This window comes from Actinoplanes rectilineatus, from assembly GCF_000962825.1.
Taxonomy (GTDB): domain Bacteria; phylum Actinomycetota; class Actinomycetes; order Mycobacteriales; family Micromonosporaceae; genus Actinoplanes; species Actinoplanes rectilineatus.
In genome coordinates this window covers 78,525-95,310 of sequence record NZ_JZKF01000029.1, presented here as the reverse complement: position 1 = coordinate 95,310, position 16,786 = coordinate 78,525, and the positions used below count along the sequence as shown (strand labels likewise).

The following is a 16,786-nucleotide window of genomic DNA, read 5'->3' as shown; positions in this document are numbered from 1 at the left end:
GAAGAGCAGAGGGGTATCGGAGCGAAAGAGGTGCAGGACGTGGGACTCGCCACGCTGTTCGACGACAGGTCGTTGCGTACCAAGATCAGCTCCGCCCTGGTGGTCGCGATGGCGAGCGGGGTGATCGTCGCCGTCGTCGCGGTCGTGGCGCAGCGTACGCAGACCGACGAGACCGCAGCGGCGCAGCGCAGAACACTGGCGGTGGCGACCGCGGCCGGATCGTTCGGGAAGAACCGCGAGGCGTACATCGGGTATTTGAACGCCTTGAAGCTGTATCCGAGTCTCACCGATTCGATCAACGAGCAGATCTCCGCGGCCGAGGAGGGTGCCAACGCCGCGTTGAGCAGCCTGGCGACCACGCTCGCCGGGGACAGCGCGGGCGCCGCCGCCACGGCCCAGGCGACCACGGACTGGCAGACCCTGCTGGAGTTCGAGAAGCAGGACTTCGGGAAGATGACCGCCGCCCAGCTGGCCGAGGCGTCGGACGCCTACAACAAGATCATCGCAAGTCTCGTCGCCGACGAGACCGCGCTGCAGGACAGGGCCGGGGCCCTCTCCGAGGAGAGCATCGCCCATTCGCGGAGTTCCGGTACCCGCAACACCTGGACGGTGATCCTGCTGCTGGCGGCCGGGCTGCTGCTGAGCCTGCTGGTCGGTCTGCGGGTGGTGGGACGGATGAGCCGCGCGGTGCACGGGGTGTCCCGGCTGGCCAGCGGGATCGCCGAGGGCGACCTGACCGGATCCTCCGGAGTGACCAGCCGCGACGAGGTCGGCCGGATGGCCGCCGCGCTGGACGGCGCGGTCGGCCGCCTACGCCAGGACATGACCCAGCTCGCCGGAGCAGCCGGCACGCTGGGCAACGCGGCCGGGCGGCTGACCGCGGTCTCCGACGAGGTCGGCTCGGCCGCCTCCCAGGCGTCCTCCCAGGCCGGGGCGGTCTCGACGACCGCCGGTGACGTGTCCAGCAATCTGCGGGTGGTCTCGGACGGCTCGCACGAGATGGACTCGGCCATCCGTGACATCAGCGTGTCGACGACCGAGGCGTCCCAGGTCGCCGAGCAGGCCGTGCAGATGGCACAGCAGACCAACGAGATCGTCGCCCGGCTCGGCACGTCGTCGACCGAGATCGCCCAGGTGGTGAAGACGATCACCGCGATCGCCGAGCAGACCAACCTGCTCGCGCTGAACGCGACGATCGAGGCGGCCCGGGCCGGCGAGTCCGGCAAGGGCTTCGCCGTGGTAGCCGGCGAGGTCAAGGACCTGGCCCAGGAGACCGCGAAGGCAACCGAGGACATCTCCCGGCGGGTCGCCACGATCCAGTCCGACACCGAGGGCGCGGTCGGCGCGATCGGCGAGATCTCAGCGATCATCGAACGGATCAACGGGATCCAGACGACCATCGCCGCGGCGGTCGAGCAGCAGACCGCGACGACCCAGGAGATGAACCGGACCCTGTCGGAGGCGTCCGCCGGTGCCGACCGCATCGCCGAGACGATCCGCACCGTCTCGAACGCGACGGAACGAACCAACGGCGCGGCCGGCAACACCCGCGAGGCCGCCGACGAACTGGCCACCACCGCCGGCCAGTTGCAGGGGCTGGTGTCGAAGTTCCGGTACTGACCGCACCTCCGGTCGCTCCCTACCGCAGCGACCACCGCGGTGCGGTCCGGGCGATCGTCACCCGCCTCCCCCGGCGGGACGGGCGTGGTACGGGTGACCGCAGGCCTGATACAGCATGGTCAGGGCTGCGGCGGACGCCGAACCCTCTTCGGCGGTGACCGTCACCAGCGACTGGTGAGGCTCCTGCGGCACCCGCAACGTCTGCTGCGTCACGGTCAGCTCGCCGACCAGTGGGTGTGTCAGGTCGTAGACGTCGCGCCCGCACGGCAGAACAGTGTGCTCCGCCCACATGGTGGCGAACTCCGGGCTCTCGATGGCCAGCTCGCCCACCAGCGCCGCCAGGCCCGCGTCCCCCGGGTTGCGGGCGGTCATCACGCGCAGGTTGCCGACGACCGCCCGGGCCTTGGTGTCCCAGTTGCGGTAGAGGCCCCGAGTGTGGGCGTCCAGGAAGACCAGCCGGGACATGTTGGGGCGGGTTTCCGGACTGCCGGGGGCAGCGAAGTCGAGGTGCCCGGCGAGCAGGGCGTGTCCGGCCCGGTTCCAGCTGAGCACGTCGTTGCGGCGGCCCACGACCAGCGCCGGCACGTTGTGCATGGCGGCCAGCAGCGTACCCAGACCGGGGTCTGCTTCCTCGTCCGGTGGGGTGGAGGTGCGCACCCGGCGGGGCACGGTGGCCGACAGGACGTGCAGGTGCTCGCGTTCGGCGGTGGTCAGCTGCAGGGCGCCGGCGATCGCGTCGAGGACCTCGGCGGAGGCGTTGAGTGACTGGCCCTGTTCGAGGCGGGTGTAGTAGCCGGCGCTGACCCCGGCGAGCATCGCCAGTTCCTCACGGCGCAGGCCGGGTACGCGACGCCGCTCCCCGTAGCGGGGCAGGCCGACGTCATCGGGGCTGATCCGCGCCCGCCTGGCCTGGAGGAACTCGCCGAGCGGCGACTTGGCGTCCATGCCGGCAAGTATGCGCGGCTCCCGGGCCCGGCTGCCTGCACCTGTCAGGTGTAGGCAAGAGCGGGTCTGGTTGGCCGGTCCCGGCACTCCCCAGGATTCTCGGCATGACTGCTGTTTCCGCCATCCTCACCACCGCCCACCCCGCGAAGAACCCGGCCGGGGAGATCGCATGACCGACACGATCCAGCTGGGCGACGTGACCGTCACCAGGGTGTGGGAGTACTACGGCACCGTCGAGATGACACCGGGCCAGTTCTTCCCGGACAGCCCGGCGGAGCCATGGGAGGGCATCGACCCGGCGTTCCTCGACCCGGCCACGAACATCGTCAACTCGGCGATCCAGACCTGGGTGCTGCGCAGCGAGGGCAGGACGATCCTGGTCGACACCGGCGTCGGCAACCACAAGGAGCGGCCCTACGCCCCGGTGTGGGCCCACCACGACTCGGACTTCCTGGGCAACCTGGCCCGCGCGGGTGTCCGCCCCCAGGACGTCGACGTCGTCGTCAACACGCACCTGCACATCGACCACGTGGGCTGGAACACCTACCTGGACGACCGCGAGTGGGTGCCGACGTTCCCCAACGCCACCTACCTGATGCCGAAGGCCGACTTCACGTTCTGGGATCCGGCGAACAACAGCCCGACGGTTCTCGGGCGGGGCAACCAGAACGTCTTCGAGGACAGCGTGGCGCCCGTACACCAGGCAGGTCAGACCTTGCTCTGGGAGGGTGGCCACCGCATCGACGGCAACCTGGCGCTGGAGCCGGCGCCCGGGCACACCCCGGGTTCCAGCGTGCTGACGCTCACCTCCGGGACCGACCGTGCGCTGTTCGTGGGTGACCTCATGCACAGCCCCGTGCAGATCCTCGAACCGCACGTCAACAGCTGCTTCTGCGAGGATCCGCAGGGCGCGATCGCCACCCGCCGCCGTCTGCTGGGCCAGGCCGCGGACACCGGCGCGCTGGTCGTACCCGCGCATTTCCCCGGCGGCGGCGCGCTGGAGGTCTCCCGCGACGGTGACCGGTTCGGCATCAAGGAATGGGCGCCGTTCCGTTGACCGTCATCACCACCACCACAGGCAAGATCAACGGCTTCTTCAACATTCCGTACGCCGCAAAGCCCACCGGCGCGGCCCGGTTCGCGGCTCCGCAGCCGCACGAGCCGTGGGACGGTGTGCGTGACTGCACCGCGTTCGGGCCGAACGCGCCCCAGTCACCACGCCGACTCGGCGACGTCGACATGACGCACTACTTCGGCGACGGCTGGCACCGGGGCGACGACTACCTGACCGTCAACATCTGGACCCCGGACGCCCACGGTTCGGGCGCGCCAGTGATGGTGTTCGTCCACGGCGGCGGGTTCGTCGCCGGCTCCAACCGGGCCGCCCAGTACGACGGCACCGCGTTCGCCCGGGACGGCATCGTGCTGGTCACCGTCAACTACCGGCTCGGGATCGCCGGTTTCCTGGACCTTCCGGGCGCACCCGCCAACCGGGGGCTGCTCGACGTCGTCGCCGCGCTGCGCTGGGTCCGGGAGAACATCGCGGCGTTCGGCGGCGACCCGGACAACGTCACGCTGTTCGGGCAGTCCGCCGGCGCCACCATCGTCGGCGGGATCCTCGCCACCGCGGAGGCGGCCGGGCTGTTCCGCCGGGCGATCGTCCAGAGCGGCAGCGGGCTGGGCGCGTTCAGCCCGGAACAGGCCGCCCGGGTCACCGCCGCCGCGGCCCGGGAACTGGGCGTCGCACCGACCGTCGAGGCGTTCGCGGAGATCCCCGACGAGCGCCTGGTCGACGCGGCCGGAGCGCTGGCCGGAATCGACCTGCGGACCGCGGCCGACACCGATCCGCTGATCGGGCTCAGCCCGTTCAGCCTGGTGCTGGCGCGGCAACCGGCCGACGCCCGCGTCGTCGACGCCGACCTGCTGATCGGGACCAACACCGAGGAGGGCAACCTCTATCTGATCCCGGTCGGCAGGTACGACGGCTCGACCAGCGCCGACGTGCTGGCCGCCGCAACGGCGGCACATCGCGAACCGGAGCGGCTCGTCGCGGCATACCGCGCACATCGCCCGAAGGCCACCGAGGCCGAGTTGCGGTCGGCCATCATGGGCGACGCGCTGTTCGGCGCCGGCACCTGGGCGCTGGCCGACACCAGGACCCGATCAGCAACCTGGATGTACGAGTTCGGCCATCGCGACGAGCGTCTCGGCGCCACCCACACGATCGAGCTGCCGTTCGTCTTCGGCCCGGGCGCCATGCACGACGCCTGGGTACGCTTCGCCCGCACCGGTGACCCGGGCTGGCCGCGATACGAGGCGGGCCATCGCACCACGATGCACATCGGCCGGACATGGCAGCAGGTCGACGACCCGCGCGGGCCGGAACGCCGGGCGTGGCGGCGGACCATGCAGTCGCCGCCGGGCGTGCTGGACTGACCGATGGTGCTGCTCGCGCCGTTCCTGACGGTCTTCGACTATTTCGCGATGAGCACGGTCGCGCCGCTGGTGTGGCAGCACCCCGAACTCATCCTGGCCGTCTTCTCCACCGTGTACGCCGCCGGCCTGGTCACCGGCGGCGTGCTCGCGACAGCCCGCGCGTTTCCGCCGCCTTCTTCGCCTTCTTCATCCCTCGACCCGGCCGGGCTCACGCTCGGCGTTCTGCTACCGCTGTCAGTGCTGGGACCACTCACTCTGGTACGCCTCACCGACGTCACGCCACTGTTCCTGCTGTTCGCGCTGACCGTGGTGCCGCTCGGTGTCGCGTACCGGAGAAGGGCCCGGCGGGTGTTCGCGAACCGGACGGCTCTGGTGGCGGCGGTGGGTACGGGGGCGGCGTACGCGGGACAGGCGGCCGTTCTCCTCCTGGCGGCCCCGCGGCCGGAGGCGGTCGGGTACGGGATCGCCTTCGCGGTGTTCTCGCTGCTGCGCCGCCCGATCCCGCAGGCCGCGGTGGCGGTGCTGGCCCTGACGCTGCTCGCGGTCGCCGGCTACTCCGGGATCCCGCTCGTGCTGTGCGGTGCTGCGATGGGAGCGATCCTGCCCCGGCTGACCGCGCGGGCCCTCTCCGGCGCTGTGCCGGGTGCGGCCTCGGGCGCCCTCGCCACCGTGCAGCAGTTCGCCGCGGCCGCAGCCGTCACCCTCACCGGCTGGCTCCGCTGACCGGACAGCGGTGACGTCACACCGCCACCCATTTTCAGCATTTCTCATTCCATCATTTTTTCGACGATATGAATCGTCGCATTCAACGTCTGTATATCACTGCAGATGATGCGAGCACGATTGACAACGACACTCCCGTTCTCCGCGGAGCCTGAGATGGTTCCATGTCCGATGGTTTCATGCCGCCCAACGATCTCCCGGCTCGACAGGCGTTGCGGAATGATGCTTGCATCGAGCAGAACCCTTGACTTCTTCGAATCCTTCGACAGATCGAAGTACCTTTCCGGTCCCATATCGGCAAAAGCCCGGTTCGAGGGGACGATAATGGTCGCTTCCTGCATCGAGTCCACTTCGCTCCGGGCGCCTGTCAAACGCAGCACGTCACCCATCATTGAGTAATCAAAGTTTTCCTCGAGGGCAGTGCCGGCTGATTTTTTTGCCATCAGACGCAAATTCGTCAGCGTTGCCGGCGCGAGAGCCTCCGTGTCGCAGACAGATTCCTTCGGGATCACCTCTGCGGGAGGGCTCGCCGTGGAGACTCGGGTGTCAACCCTTTGGGTGACACAACCATAAAGTGCGGTTGATACGGCAATCGCCAACCATGCAACTAAGCGCCTGAAACACATGGACCGCGCCCACCATCCTGATATCCCGGCCACCCGATGCCGCAAACGAGCCCGCATACGACAACACCTCAGACACCCTCGGCCAGGGCACCAGATATTGGTCACCCAGGCCCTCGCATACCCTCGAATTCGCTAGCCAGATATTACCCCCTTAAGGGCTGAAAATCCCCTTTTCGGACAACTCTCCACCGCCCGCAGCGCTCAGCGGCAGCGGTATTCGGATTGCTACGGTCGGCCAGCAACGTGTAAAGGCGTGCATCCTGGACATCAACGCCACCACCGGCGGCCAGGCCCGGCAGGCAACCCGGGTCACGGCGGTGGCACAAACCCGACGTCGGGCACGTCGCTGCGGCGCCCACCACCGCCACCCGCATTCCGGGCAGCGCGACCACCACCCCACCACCACAGGGGGAGCCGCTCGCACACACCCGTGCGCGATGATCCACAACGAGACCGACACCTACCCGGTGAACGTTCGTGGACACCGCATTAGAGTCTCGCCTCACTGTCCTCAATGCACGGTGGGAGTGAGATGCGACGCCCGTCCCCGATCGCGGCCACGGCGCTGTCCGTGGTGCTGGCTCTATTGACCAACCTGGCCACCGGCACGATCGAGGTGGCCGGACCGTGGGGTGTCACGGGGGTGTGGGTGCTCACCGCGCTGTGCGGTCTCGCCGCGCTGGTCGTCGAGGTGCGGCACCGGCGGCAGTGGGGCGTGCCGCACTGGGGCGACGACCGGGACAGCACCCTGGATCAGCTCGCCCAGGCGGTCGACCTGCAATGGCGTACCGCGGAACGCCAGCGCCGCATCAACGACCCGGTGGCGTTGCCGGTCCGCTGGGTGACCGCGCCCGCCACGGTCATGGATCACTGGGCGAACATCGGGCTGGCACCGGCCGGGCAGGACGCCGGGCCGCTCGACCTGGACGGGGACCTGGACCGGCTCGCCGACGTCTACCAGCGGATCCCGTCCGGCCGGCTGGTGCTGCTCGGCCCGGTCGGCAGCGGCAAGTCGGTCCTCGCCGCCCGTCTCGCGCTGCAGTTGCTGGAACGCCGCGAGCCCGGTGGCGCGGTGCCGGTGGTGTTGAGTGTCGCCTCGTGGACGCCGGTGAACGACGGGCACACCGACGGGCAGTCCCTGCCGGAGTGGATCGCCGGCCGACTGGTCCGCGACCATCCCGGGCTCGCGGGCGCGGCCGGTGACGGGCGCAGCACCGCGCGGATGCTGATCGACGACGGGCACCTGCTGCCGATCCTCGACGGCCTGGACGAGATGCCGGCCGGCCTGCACGCCTGGGCGCTGCGCGGGATCGGCGAGGCGGGACTGCCGGTCGTGCTCACGAGCCGGCCCCACGAGTACGCCGAAGCGGTGTCCGCCACCGCCCCGCTGGCCCGGGCCGCCGTCGTGGAGGTGCAGCCGCTCTCCGGCGACGACCTGCTGGTGTACCTGCCCCGGTCGGCGAGCCCGGCACGCGGCGACGACTGGACGTCGATGCTGCACGGCCTCGACGAGGACGCCCCGGTGCGCCGGGCGCTGGCCAACCCGCTGATGGCACACCTGGCCCGGGTGGTCTACGCGGAGTCGGGCCACCGTCCGCCGTCCGAGTTGCTCGCCTTCTCCCGGGTGGCCGAGGTCGAACGGCACCTGCTGGGGGCGTACCTCCCGGCGGTCTACCCGCACCGGTCACGGCGGGCCGTGCAGGGCTGGCTGTCGACGCTGGCCCGCTACGCCCAGCACCGCCGCTCCCCCGACCTGGAGTGGTGGCGGCTGTCCCAGGCCGTGTCGCTGCCGGTCGCGGTGCTGCTGTACTTCCTGCTCATCGGCGGGCTGACCGGTACCTTCCTGCTGCTGGGTCACGCCGGGCACCTCGATCAGATCCCCGTTCGGGGGTACGCCGTGGACGCCGTCCTCCGGTACGGCCTGGCCGGCATCCTCCCCGTCGGCTACGCGTTGTTCACGGCCCGGTCCGGCGCGGTCGGGCGTACCCGCTTCCTTGTCGTCTGTGTTCTGTGGGCGTTCGCCGGGGCCGTGGCCGGCACGCTGGCCACCCGCCTGCGCTGGTATCTGGAGTACGGTCCCGAGGTGTTCCTGGGGCAGCAGGGCATCCAGACGACCGTGATCGGCGCGGTCGCGTCGGCGGCGCTGCTGGGCCCGATCGCCGGTCTCGCCCTCGGTATCGCCGGCCCGCGGCCCCGGCCCAGCGCGACCCGGCTCGGCGTGCACAGCCGGCCCGAGCGGCTGCTGCGGTCGGTGCTGACCGGCGGCGCCCTCGGCTGCGCGGCGACGCTGTTCTACTGGCTGGCCACCGAGGCCGTCTTCCGGGCCGCCGGAACCTCCGGGATCCTGGCGGTCGGCATGGACGCGATGCTGTTCGACCTGGTGGACCGGCCGCTGCTGCTGCTCGGCCTGGGCGCGGCCCTCGGCATGGTGTGCGGCCTGGCCGTCGGCTCGCGGGTGCCGCTGGACGTCTGCGAGGAGGTCGGCCCGCTCCGGTCGCTGTCCCTGGCACGGACCAGCGCGCTGCTGCAGATGCTGCTGATCGGGATGGTCGCCTCGGCCGCCATCGGTATCGCCACGGCGTTCGCCGACCCGTCCGCGTCGCCCTGGCAGGGGCTGACGTCCGGGATGCTGCTGGCGCTGCTGTTCGGCCTCTGCGCCACCGTGTGGGGGCAGTGGCTGATCCTGGTCCGGGTGTGGTTGCCGCTGACCGGCCGGTTGCCGTGGCGGCCGACCCGGTTCCTCGCCGACGCGTACGAGCGCGGCGTGCTGCGCCAGTCCGGCACGGCGTGGCAGTTCCGGCACGCCCGCCTGCAGGAACACCTGGCCGTCACGCCGACCGCCGACGACACCGGGGCCGAGGCGGAACGCCGGAGGGCCGCTTCACGGCGGTGACGGCCCGACTGCGGTACTTCGACCGGGCCGTCGGCCAGCGGGCTTTCGTTCACTCGTACCCGATGAATCAGGGGATCAGGCTGTCGCTCCAGATCCAGAGTCCGATCGCGGCGGCAGCGATGGCCAGGTTGACCCAGTGCACTCCGAGTCGACGGCGGCCGTCGTCCGGCAGCCGTCCCACCTGTTCCAGCGCCCCTGCCAGCCAGCGCAACGCATCCCGGTCGGCGCGACGGTGGAAGAAGGACTGCAGCGCGGCCATGTCCACTGCGGGATGCCCCTGAACGGCGATGAAGCTGTCGTTCGGGCTCTCCGGGTCGGGGAAGGTCGCGATGCTGCGGGCGATCCGCCAGCGATGGAAGGTGTTGTTGACCACCACCTCGGCGGGTGTGACGACAACGCTGACCGCGGGCCCGAACAGGAAGAGGATGAGGCCGACGGGTCCGATGATGGAGATTGCGAGCATCGTCTCGCCGGGCCACTCCAGCCAGAGAACACCTACCATCACGACGGCCCAAAGTCCGAGAAGGATCAGGACCTGGCCGTCGCGTCGCCGATACACCCGCCGCGTGTGAGACACGGCGGGATCGTAGAGGATGGGCGTGGCCACAGCGGCGGCCACATCACCCCGGGCTCCTCGGTCGTCCCTCGCCGGCGCGAGCCTGATCACGACCATTGGAGTGCGCCACCGGCGCCGAGGATGCACGGTTCGCCGCGGCCGCCTGTCGACGAACGCCCAGCGCGGCTTCCGTCCACCCCTACCCGCCAGCCGGAAGGGAACCATTCAGGGTGATCCTCAGTGGAATTGCGGCAACCAATCCGTTCCTTTCTATTTGCGATTCTCATCCCATTTTGATCGGTAAGGCGCGTGTCCACGGCCGGGCGCCAATAGCCTGAATCGCCTATGTCCACCGCCTCACTCATGGGAGTCGAAGTGTCGAAGAGGAAAGTGTTGCTGTCGGGGGCCGCGGCCGTGGCGTTCGGGGCCGGGATCCTGGGTGTGGTGCCCGCCGCTTCCGCCGACGACAGCCCGAACGACAACAACCTGATCGGCCCGGTTCCGAAGAGCTGCCAGGTGGCCGGCAAGAACGTCGACGTCAAGGTCTGGCTGCGCTGGAAGCCGCAGAGCACCGACTACCGCGTTGATCGCCTCTGGTGGGACGCCGACTTCACGGCGGCGAAGCTGACCGTGACGTCGAGGACCACGGACGGCAGCGACATCGACGACATCCGCTCCTGGGGCGGGACGACGGCCACCGAACACGACGTGGCGGCCAAGGGCGACACCGGCCACAACTGGGAGCAGACCTGGCACAAGATCTCACACAACCAGGTACGCGTCCGCTTCTACCTGAACGCGGAGCGGTCGTGCTGGGTGAACATCAAGCCCAGCACGTACTGGTGAACCGCCGGCCCGGCCCGGCCGACGAGATCCTCGACACCATCCGGGTGACCGCCGACCGGTAGCGGGATGTCACGGGATGGATCCGGACCGGCAAGCTGGGCTGACCGGTGTGGCGTCCGCCGTCGCGGACGCCACACCGAGCCGTTCAGGAGAGGGGCGACCGTCCTGCCGGTGGCACCGTCGAGGCGGTCCCGGTACTGACCTCGGAGGAGTTCAGAACGCTACGGCGATGGCGGCTACGCCCGGTGCGACGGCTGCGGGCCGGTCCGTCGCCCGGGCTCAGGCCGACGCCCGCGGCAGGTGCCCGTCCCATGGGCGCACCCGGTTGACCAGCGGCAGCCCGGCGAAGTAGCGCCGTGCCTGCTCGCCCGCGAGCCGATAGACCCGATCGTGCATGCTCTCGGTGAGGGCGGCGACGTGTGGGGTGATGAGTACGTTCGGGATCGCCCACAGCGGGTCGGACGGCGGCAGCGGCTCGGGGTCGGTGACGTCCAGCACGGCTGACAACCGTCCGGATTCGAGTTCGCGGTACAGGGCTGCGGCATCGGCCACCGGCCCGCGGGCAGCGTTGACCAGCAGCGCGCCGTCCGGCATCGCGGCCAGGAAGGCTGGTCCGGCCAGTCCACGTGTCTCGTCGGTCAGAGGTACCAGCAGTACCACCACATCGGCACGGGGCAGAAGGTCCGGCAGATCAGCGACAGCGCGTACCCCGTCCGCCGGGCGCGCCGTACGGGCGACCATCGTCACCTCCACCTCGAAAGGGCCGAGGCGGCGCGCGACCGCTGAGCCGATGTTGCCCGCGCCCACGATCAGTACACGCCTGCCCGCCAGTTCCCCGGTGGGGGCCGGCGCGTCGTGTGTCCACCGGCGTTCCGCCTGCGCCCGCTGGAACTGCGGGAAGGAGCGAAGACTGGTGAGGATCGCGGTGATCACCCATTCCGCGGTGGCCGAGTCATGGACCCCGCGGGCGTCGCAGAGTGTGATCCGGGAGTCCGGGAGGGGCGTCCAGGCGTCCGATCCTGAACTGGGTAGTTGCAGCACACGCAGGTCGGGCAGCCGCCCCACGAGGGTGTGCATCGGCGACTGGTTCAAGAAGGTGGGCATCCAGAACTCCACACCGCCGGGTTCCGACGGCAACAGATCCGGATGGTCCGCCACCTCGACGAGCACGTTGTCCGGTAGTCCGTGGAAGTAGGCGAGGCCGGACTTGTGTGGTATCCAAAGTTTGCGGGGTGTCGGCCCGGCAGCGGCGCCGGGCGGCGTTCCTACTATCAGCACGGCATCACCGTCGCCGATCGCATTGGTCATGTGACAGGTCAGCGATGCTCGGCTCGTTCAGACGGACGGTCCCAGGCTTGAACGGCCCACGTCCGCCGGCCGGACCGGCCGTGCGGGCCCGACAGCGACGGCAACGACAGTCAGCGCCGCCTGGTGACGATCCAGGCGGCGCTGAGTCAGCACACGGAGTGCTGGTACCTCGCCGGCCGCGAGAACGACATGACCGGTGTGTCCAGCGGAGTCAGCCCGGAGCCCGGATCAACGGTGCGAGCCCCGCCACCGGTGGCGGCAGGACGCCGGTTCTCACCGCGCCAGGTGCCATTCGCCTTGCCGGACCGTCAGGACGCCCAGTGCCTGCGGCTGCAACCCGGAGTGCTCGGTGGCGCTGAAGCGGACGGGCCCGCTCGCCCCGTCCAGGGCCGCGGTCTCGATGGCGTCGCGGATCCGCTCGCTGTCGGTGTCCCGGCTGGCAGCGTCGGCGATGACCTGGAGTGCGTCGGCGGCGAACGAGGCGAACCCGGAATAGGTGCCGTGGGCCTGTTCATAGGCGGTGACCCACTGCTTCTGCACCGCTCCGGCGGCCGTGCTCGCGTCGATCTCGTCGGTGGCCAGCACTCGGGGGAAGGCCATGTTGGTGCCTTCGGCGGTGTCACCCGCGCCCTTGACGAACAATTCCGCACCCGCGCCGGCGTCGAGGTAGACGGCGCCTTGGAAACCGGCGTCGTGCAGCTCGCGCACGATGGTGCCCGCTGCCGGCATGACGGCCCAGATGACGACGGCGTCCGGCTTCGCGGCGATGACCTTGCCTACTTGGACGGTCATCGTGGTGTCGGTCTGCGCGAACTGCTCGGCGGCGACGACATCGACGCCGAGCTTGGCGCTCTCCTGCCTGATCGACGTCTCGCCGTCCTGACCGTAGACGTTGTTGACGGCGATGAGTCCGATTTTCTTGATCGATGCGGCGGCCACGTGGGTGGCGATCACCGTGGCGTCCTGTGCCGGATTCGGGGCGATCTTGAAGACGTACCGGCGTTCGGTGACGGGTGTGGTGATGGCGCTGGCCGAGGCGAGCGCGATGGTGGGCATGTGATTCTCGGTGATGGCCGGCATCGCCGAGACGACGCAGGCGCTGCACCCACCGGTGATGAGCGCGGCCACCCTCTCGTTCTTGATCAGGTCGTTGACCGCGGCGACCGCGGTGTTGTTGTCGGTCCGGTTGTCCCGGATGACGAGCTTGATCTTTCTGTCGCCGAGCGTGCCGCTGTCGTTGAGCTGCTGGGCCTTGAGTTCCAGCGCCTTCTTGTACGTGCTGCCGATCGATGCTGTCGGGCCGGAGAGTTCGAGACTCGCGCCGATGACGATCTCGGCGCCGGCCTGCGCGCCGGTTGCCTCGTCAGCTGCACAGCCCCCGGCGGAGGCCGCCAGGATCACAGCGCTGACGGTTGATACGAGGGCAAGTGGCCTCACGGTGTCACCTTTCGTGGAGATGGTAGTGGTAGTGGTTCTTGGGACCGGGATGTTTCACCCAGATAGGCCGCCCGGACCTCGGGATCGGTACGAAGATCGGCCACGTCACCGGTACGCCGGATCAGCCCGCGGTCGAGTACGTAGCCGCGCTGCGCCACCCGGAATGCGGTCTCGGTGTTCTGCTCGACCAGCACGATCGCCGTGTGGCCACCGGTCAGTCCGGTGAGGATGTCGGTCACCTCGGCCACCACGATCGGGGCCAGGCCGAGCGTCGGCTCGTCGAGCAGCAGAACGTCGGGGGCCGCCATCAGAGCACGCCCTATCGCGACCATCTGCTGCTCTCCGCCGGACAGCGAGCCGGCCCTCTGCCGACGGCGCCGCGCCAGCACAGGGAAACGGTCGTAGACATCGACCAGGGCGCGGCGGACTGCCGTACGCCCGCGGCCGTGGCCGCCGATCAGGAGGTTGTCCTGCACGGACAGGCCGCTGAACACGTGGCGCCCTTCCGGTACGAGCGCCAGTCCGGCCCGCGCGCGCTTCTGCACAGGCCACCGGGTGACGTCGTGGCCTCTGAGCCGTATGCTGCCGCGGGTCGCCGCGACCAGACCGACGAGCGTCTTGAGCAGGGTCGTCTTTCCCGCCCCGTTGGCACCCACCAGGGTGACCGCCTCACCCGCACGGACCGTCAGGTCGACTCCGTGCAGGGCTTCGATATGGCCGTAGCGGGCGGCCACGCCACGGGCTTCGAGCACATACTCAGTCATCGTGGCTCCCGTCGCTGCCGAGGTACGCCGCACGCACCGCGGGATCGGTGACGATGTGCTCCGGGGCTCCGTCGGCGAGCACCGTGCCGTGGTGCAGGACGATCACGCGGTCGCTGATCCGTAGCACGCTCGGAACGTCGTGCTCGACGAGCAGCACGGTCACACCACGTCCGGGCAGGCGGGCGAGCAGGTCGAGCAGGTCCGCGCTCTCGCCGAGGGTGAGCCCGGCGAGCGGTTCGTCGAGTAGCAGCAGCCGGGGCGCGGTGGCGAGCGCCCGGCCGATCTCGAGACGGCGCTGCAGGCCGTACGGCAGTTCCGCGGCGTACCGGTGCGACTGCCCGCCCAGCCCGACCTCCGCGAGGATCGCCTCGCCCCGAGCGCGCCTGTCCGCCGACCGGATACCGAACCGGTCGCGCAGCCTGCGGGTGTCGTCCGTACGTCGATACGGCACGAGCACGTTGTCCAGCACACTGAGTGAACCGAAGATCTCCAGGTTCTGGTAGGTCCGCGCGACACCGGCACGGGCGATCCGGTAGGTCGGCAGCCGGCTGATGTCCTGTCCGTCGAGCCGGATGGTTCCGGCGGTGCCGTGCAGCACCCCGGAGAGCACGTTGATCAGGGTGGACTTGCCGGCACCGTTCGCCCCGATGAGGCCGACGACACCACCGGCCGTGTGCCGCAGCGAAACCCCGGCGAGCGCGGTCACCCCACCGAAGCGCACGGTCAGGTCGTCGATCTCCAGCAGCGCGCCGGTCATGACAGCGCTCGCGCGGTGGCGGCGGTCCGGCGGCGCTCCACGGTATGCCGCACCGTGCGGCCGGCCGCGGCGAAGGCGCCCACGAGGCCGTCGGGCAACAGCAGCAGTGTCAGGATCAGAGCAGCGCCGTAGATCGTCAACTCGTAGGTTCCGCCGGTGCCGGGTAGGTACTGTTTGGACAACTGCGACAGGGAGATGACGGTGAACGCGCCGAGCGCCGGTCCCCAGACGGACCGTGTTCCGCCGACGGTGACGATGATGAGCAGTTCGACGGAACTGAGCAGACCCATGATGCCGGGGTCGATGTAGCGGTACCAGTACGCGTATCCGCTGCCGGCTATCGAGGCGAGCACCGCGGCGAGCACGAACGCGGCACGCCGGAGCCGGGCGATGTCCACCCCGCTTCCAGCGGTGGCCAGAGGGCTGTCGCCGGCGGCGGTCAGCGCACGGCCGAACCCCGAACGCAGCAGGCAGTCGACCGCGAGGACGCAGAGCACCAACATGCCGGCGAACGCGTAGAACACCGACAGGTCGCCGTCGAGCCGGATGCCGAACGCCTCCAAGGGCGGGATCCCGGCGACACCGGCGTTGCGCCCGGTCACCGGCAGCTGTCCGGCGAGGGCGCTCAGCGCGATCCCCAGTGCAAGGGTTGCCAGCGTCAGGTAGTGGCCCTGGGCACGGAAGATGGCAAGCCCCAGCAGCCACGCCAGGGCACCGGCGAGTACCGCGCCGCAGGCCATCGCCGTCCACCCGTCGATGCCGTACCGGGTGGAGAGGACCGCCGAGGTGTAGCCGCCGATGCCGTAGAACGCGGCCTGACCGAGCGATACCTGCCGTGCCAGCCCGGTGAGCGGGACCAGCCCGAGGGCGCCGATGGCCAGCATCACCATGAGCACAGCGGTGGAGAGGGTGTAGAACGGCATCCGGGTGAAGAGGGCCGGAGCGGACAGGACGACAGCCGCGAAGACTCCGTGAGCCGCGCAGCGTTTCATACCGGGCGTCATGAGCCGCTCCGCCGCAGCAGGCCGTGCGGCCGCAGCATGAGGGTCAGCAACAGCACCGCGAAGACGATCACGTCGCGGTAACCGCTGCTCAGGTAGCCGGTCACGCCGGCCTCGACGAGACCGACCACGAGCCCGCCGACGACCGCCCCGAACAGTGAGCCGAGGCCGCCGATCACCGCGGCGGTGAATCCCTTGAGCCCGAGAGCGACGCCGATCGTGGCGTCCGGGGGCTGCAGCGGAGCCAGGACGATCCCGGCGGCGGCTGCCAGAGCCGCGGCCAGCAGGAAGGCCAGCAGACTCATCGCCTGTGGAGAGACACCCATGAGTCGTGCGGTGTCCCGGTCCATGGCCGTCGCGCGCAGCATCCGGCCCCACGACGTACGGTTCAGCAGAAGCCACAGTCCGGCGACCGCCCCGGCCGTGAGCACCGCGCACCAGACGTACTGGGTGGAGAACGACGTGGTCAGAAACTGGACCCGGCTCTCACCGCTGAACGGTGGCGCGAAGTGCTGATCGGCGCCGAAGGCGGTCAGGCAGAGGCCCTGCACGAGGATCGACGCACCGATGGTGAGCATGATGAGCCGGTCGGGACCCGCCGCACGGGCGGGAGCGATGATCAACACCTGCATGGCCACACCGGCGGCCACCGTCCCGGTCACCGCCAGCGAGATCGCAAGCGAGACCGGCAGGCCGCCCTCGCAGCCCAGGGCGTAGAGCAGCGCGCCCAGCATCACGAACTCCCCCTGCGCGAAGTTGATGATGCCGGTGACCTGATGGACCAGGGCGATGCCGACGCCGACCAGGGCATAGGTGGTGCCGGCCGCCAGGCCGGCGACCGTGAAGTCCACGAGTGGGGACATGAGATGGGTTT

15 protein-coding genes are annotated in these 16,786 nt (G+C 69.9%); 6 read left to right on the top strand and 9 right to left on the bottom strand.

The window, feature by feature from the left end:
• The first annotated feature begins 39 nt into the window (after positions 1-39).
• The gene (locus WH85_RS22565; RefSeq protein WP_045743972.1) at positions 40-1,620 is read left to right on the top strand and encodes a methyl-accepting chemotaxis protein; all 1,581 of its coding nucleotides are present in this window, start codon (positions 40-42) and stop codon (positions 1,618-1,620) included.
• 57 nt (positions 1,621-1,677) lie between these two features.
• Here the strand turns inward: WH85_RS22565 and WH85_RS22560 are convergent, their stop codons facing one another.
• A complete protein-coding gene (locus WH85_RS22560) occupies positions 1,678-2,565 on the bottom strand; it encodes a helix-turn-helix domain-containing protein (RefSeq protein WP_045743944.1) in 888 nt (295 codons plus the stop codon).
• 169 nt (positions 2,566-2,734) lie between these two features.
• Here WH85_RS22560 and WH85_RS22555 point away from each other — a divergent pair, with 169 nt between their 5' ends.
• The 3 genes from WH85_RS22555 to WH85_RS22545 are packed head-to-tail and all read left to right on the top strand — an operon-like array spanning position 2,735 to position 5,724.
• Positions 2,735-3,622, top strand: coding sequence for an MBL fold metallo-hydrolase (locus WH85_RS22555; protein WP_045743943.1), 888 nt, complete (start codon positions 2,735-2,737; stop codon positions 3,620-3,622).
• Positions 3,619-5,001, top strand: a complete 1,383-nt coding sequence (locus WH85_RS22550) for a carboxylesterase/lipase family protein (RefSeq protein ID WP_211275427.1) — start codon at positions 3,619-3,621, stop codon at positions 4,999-5,001. The genes WH85_RS22555 and WH85_RS22550 overlap by 4 nt, the downstream gene beginning before the upstream one ends.
• Positions 5,002-5,004: 3 nt before the next feature.
• Positions 5,005-5,724: a hypothetical protein gene (locus tag WH85_RS22545; RefSeq protein WP_045743941.1), complete on the top strand. Its 720-nt coding sequence runs from the start codon at positions 5,005-5,007 to the stop codon at positions 5,722-5,724.
• 44 nt (positions 5,725-5,768) lie between these two features.
• Here the strand turns inward: WH85_RS22545 and WH85_RS48925 are convergent, their stop codons facing one another.
• Complete coding sequence (locus WH85_RS48925) at positions 5,769-6,236, bottom strand: fasciclin domain-containing protein (protein WP_169792478.1); 468 nt, start codon at positions 6,234-6,236, stop codon at positions 5,769-5,771.
• Between the two features lie 646 nt (positions 6,237-6,882).
• On the opposite strand from WH85_RS48925, the gene WH85_RS22535 reads away from it, so the two are divergent.
• The gene (locus tag WH85_RS22535; RefSeq protein WP_045743939.1) at positions 6,883-9,243 is read left to right on the top strand and encodes an NACHT domain-containing protein; all 2,361 of its coding nucleotides are present in this window, start codon (positions 6,883-6,885) and stop codon (positions 9,241-9,243) included.
• A gap of 67 nt (positions 9,244-9,310) precedes the next feature.
• Here WH85_RS22535 and WH85_RS22530 read toward each other — a convergent pair whose 3' ends face one another.
• A complete protein-coding gene (locus WH85_RS22530; protein WP_245674049.1) occupies positions 9,311-9,862 on the bottom strand; it encodes a hypothetical protein in 552 nt (183 codons plus the stop codon).
• A 312-nt stretch (positions 9,863-10,174) separates the two neighbouring features.
• On the opposite strand from WH85_RS22530, the gene WH85_RS22525 reads away from it, so the two are divergent.
• Positions 10,175-10,645 (top strand): hypothetical protein, encoded by a 471-nt coding sequence (locus WH85_RS22525; protein WP_157411165.1) that lies wholly within the window; start codon positions 10,175-10,177, stop codon positions 10,643-10,645.
• A gap of 279 nt (positions 10,646-10,924) precedes the next feature.
• On the opposite strand, the gene WH85_RS22520 is transcribed toward WH85_RS22525, so the two are convergent.
• The 6 genes from WH85_RS22520 to WH85_RS22495 form a co-directional block, all read right to left on the bottom strand.
• Entirely contained in the window at positions 10,925-11,953 is a 1,029-nt protein-coding gene (locus WH85_RS22520) for a 2-hydroxyacid dehydrogenase (RefSeq protein WP_083449183.1), read from the bottom strand.
• Between the two features lie 273 nt (positions 11,954-12,226).
• Entirely contained in the window at positions 12,227-13,390 is a 1,164-nt protein-coding gene (locus tag WH85_RS22515) for an ABC transporter substrate-binding protein (RefSeq protein WP_045743936.1), read from the bottom strand.
• The gene (locus WH85_RS22510; RefSeq protein ID WP_045743935.1) at positions 13,387-14,154 is read right to left on the bottom strand and encodes an ABC transporter ATP-binding protein; all 768 of its coding nucleotides are present in this window, start codon (positions 14,152-14,154) and stop codon (positions 13,387-13,389) included. The genes WH85_RS22515 and WH85_RS22510 overlap by 4 nt, the downstream gene beginning before the upstream one ends.
• Positions 14,147-14,911 (bottom strand): ABC transporter ATP-binding protein, encoded by a 765-nt coding sequence (locus WH85_RS22505; protein ID WP_045743934.1) that lies wholly within the window; start codon positions 14,909-14,911, stop codon positions 14,147-14,149. The genes WH85_RS22510 and WH85_RS22505 overlap by 8 nt, the downstream gene beginning before the upstream one ends.
• On the bottom strand, positions 14,908-15,915 hold the full coding sequence (locus tag WH85_RS22500; protein WP_045743933.1) for a branched-chain amino acid ABC transporter permease: 1,008 nt from the start codon (positions 15,913-15,915) through the stop codon (positions 14,908-14,910). The genes WH85_RS22505 and WH85_RS22500 overlap by 4 nt, the downstream gene beginning before the upstream one ends.
• Positions 15,912-16,775, bottom strand: a complete 864-nt coding sequence (locus WH85_RS22495; protein ID WP_045743932.1) for a branched-chain amino acid ABC transporter permease — start codon at positions 16,773-16,775, stop codon at positions 15,912-15,914. Before WH85_RS22495 ends, WH85_RS22500 begins: the two co-directional genes overlap by 4 nt.
• Between the last annotated feature and the right edge of the window lie 11 nt (positions 16,776-16,786).